The following is a 2,253-nucleotide window of genomic DNA, read 5'->3' as shown; positions in this document are numbered from 1 at the left end:
TCGTTATCATTGCCTTAATGACAGTGTTAATTAAAACCGAACGTCAGGATGCGATTAAATTTGTTCACTTTGGTTGGATATCAGCACTCGCCGCTGGTGTATTAACCTGGTGGGCTGCAGATAACCTGATTAGCATTAGCGGAGCCTCAAGGGAGTTAATGGAAGGTGGTGCTGCATTGCTGGCCGCATTGGTATTGTTCTATGTTGGTTATTGGATGCACAGTAAAACCCAAGGTTCTAAATGGCAAAGTTACATTAAAAATAATGTCGACCGCCATTTAAACACTGGCACGTTATGGGGTCTCACTGGGCTTGCGTTTATTTCGGTCTATCGTGAAGTCTTTGAAACGATTTTGTTCTATCAGTCATTACTGACACAAGCCATAGGCTCTGCCAGCAGCAATGAACAAGTGAGTTACTTAGTTTACGGCTTGCTAGCAGGTATGGCTATTTTAGCGGTAATTGCTTGGTTAATGATGCGCTATTCAGTTAAATTGCCATTAGCCCGCTTTTTTGCGGTGAGTTCTTACTTCATGCTTATTTTAGCGTTTATCTTGGCAGGAAAAGGGATTTCAGCGTTACAAGAAGCTGCAGTAATTAGCCTCACGCCCTTCCCTATAGATGTGTCGATTAGCTGGTTAGGAATAGCGTCTACATGGCAAGGTTTGGGTACACAAATGGTGATCGTAGTATTGTTTAGTTTACTGGCTATCCGTAATCGTACTCAAAGCCTTACTACTCACTAATGGAATCATCGTTAGAATTCGATTAGCGTTTGGTTTTATTGTTTAACATTAGGCGTTCAATAAAAAAGGCCGACTAAATATATTTAGTCGGCCTTTTTGTGTCGGAAAATCGCTTAGTAATTTACTTCACAGTAAACTTGGTATCTTCATTTCTTAACATGTACAACGCAAAACACGCGGCCCACATTGGCCATGCAGCAAAAAACAATAGGTTATTAAATGCATCAAAATATTGATTAAATGCCGATAACGTTGAAGCACCGTGCATTAGAAAGATAACCCCGTAAGTGATACGCTTTTTAATACCCAATACAAACGCAAATACTAAAGCTAATTGCAGTGCACCCATAACATATGCAGCAACCTCACTCATTCCGCCTATGCCATAGAACTTCTCGAAAATTTTCATACTGTGGCCAGGATTGACGAACTTATCTAATGTCCATACCAGCATCACCACAAACACGCCTAAGCGTAAAAAAAGTAACGACCACTGCAGTTTTTTCTGAGTATCATTGCTAATTGATGTTTGCATCTTAATTCCTTAAAAAATATATAAAAATAACATCATCTAGGGTCTGTTGACCGTCTAAATAAGCTAAACTGACCATTACTGAAATTCATCAGCCGCTAATTGACCGAGTAAAGCGCAACTATGTTGCACTAGTAGTTATGCCATTTAGATCTAACGCAATGAAAATTGGCATAACATGATTGAAATAAACTTGTTAACAACAAGGTCCCTTTCACCAAGTTCATTACAGCAGAAAAAATTATGCCTATTTATCGTTATCCTAGCCGTTCACTTACCGCACTAGCTATTAGCGTAGCCTTGTATTCATCAATAGCTTCATCAATGGCTGCTGCAGCCGAAGACACCTCGTCTATCGAAGTCATTCAGGTATCAGGTAAAGCGATTAACGATAAAGGCATGTCACCTAAAAACAGCACTGTTGATGGCCCATTTGGTGACGGAATAGCATTAAAAGATATTGCCCGTTCAGTGACGCCTATTACCAGTGAAATGATTGAACAGCTTAATATCATTGATTTATCTGACATTCAAAAAGTCAGCCCTAACAGTTACTCCGCTAGCGGCTTTGGTGCATCAAGCCTACCCACTATTCGTGGCCAACTAGGCGAGCTATATCAAGACGGTGTACGTCGCCAAGCGGGCAACAATGGTTTTGGTGTACCCATGTCGTTTAACGCAGTCGAACAAATAGATGTGGTAAAAGGCGCACCGCCAGTGCTATTAGGCACCAGCCAACGTAATGGTGGGTTTGTTAACATACATTCTAAAGTCGCGCCTACTGACGACCAGTTTACTCATCTCACCTTATCGGGCGGTAGCTGGGATCATTACCGTGCACAAATAGATGTTGGCACCGACATCGTGCCCAATGAAAGCGGTATTCGCTTAAGTGCAGAACATATCGATAATGGCAGCTATTACGATTACTCAGGCTTTAAAAGCGACAGCGTTTTTGTGGCATTTCGTTTACTG

The 2,253-nt window shown here is 41.3% G+C and carries 3 protein-coding genes; 2 read left to right on the top strand and 1 reads right to left on the bottom strand.

Annotated elements, in window-relative coordinates; genetic code table 11:
* A partial coding sequence (locus CXF78_RS20895) for an FTR1 family iron permease (protein WP_180957240.1) occupies positions 1-746 on the top strand: 746 nt, incomplete at its 5' end.
* Positions 747-867: 121 nt separating this feature from the next.
* On the opposite strand, the gene CXF78_RS20890 is transcribed toward CXF78_RS20895, so the two are convergent.
* Positions 868-1,281, bottom strand: coding sequence for a hypothetical protein (locus CXF78_RS20890; RefSeq protein WP_102037842.1), 414 nt, complete (start codon positions 1,279-1,281; stop codon positions 868-870).
* 240 nt (positions 1,282-1,521) lie between these two features.
* On the opposite strand from CXF78_RS20890, the gene CXF78_RS20885 reads away from it, so the two are divergent.
* Positions 1,522-2,253 (top strand): TonB-dependent receptor plug domain-containing protein (locus CXF78_RS20885; RefSeq protein WP_180957239.1); only part of this gene is annotated, 732 nt, incomplete at its 3' end.

The sequence above is a fragment of the Shewanella sp. 11B5 genome, from assembly GCF_002836795.1.
Lineage (GTDB): Bacteria > Pseudomonadota > Gammaproteobacteria > Enterobacterales > Shewanellaceae > Shewanella > Shewanella frigidimarina.
Note: the sequence above shows the minus strand (reverse complement) of the source record. Positions and strands in the feature narration are given on the sequence as shown.

Bases quoted from the DNA above. Each gene is read 5' to 3' on its own strand.
- CXF78_RS20890 (WP_102037842.1), bottom strand. From the start codon at position 1,281: ATGCAAACATCAATTAGCAATGATACTCAGAAAAAACTGCAGTGGTCG.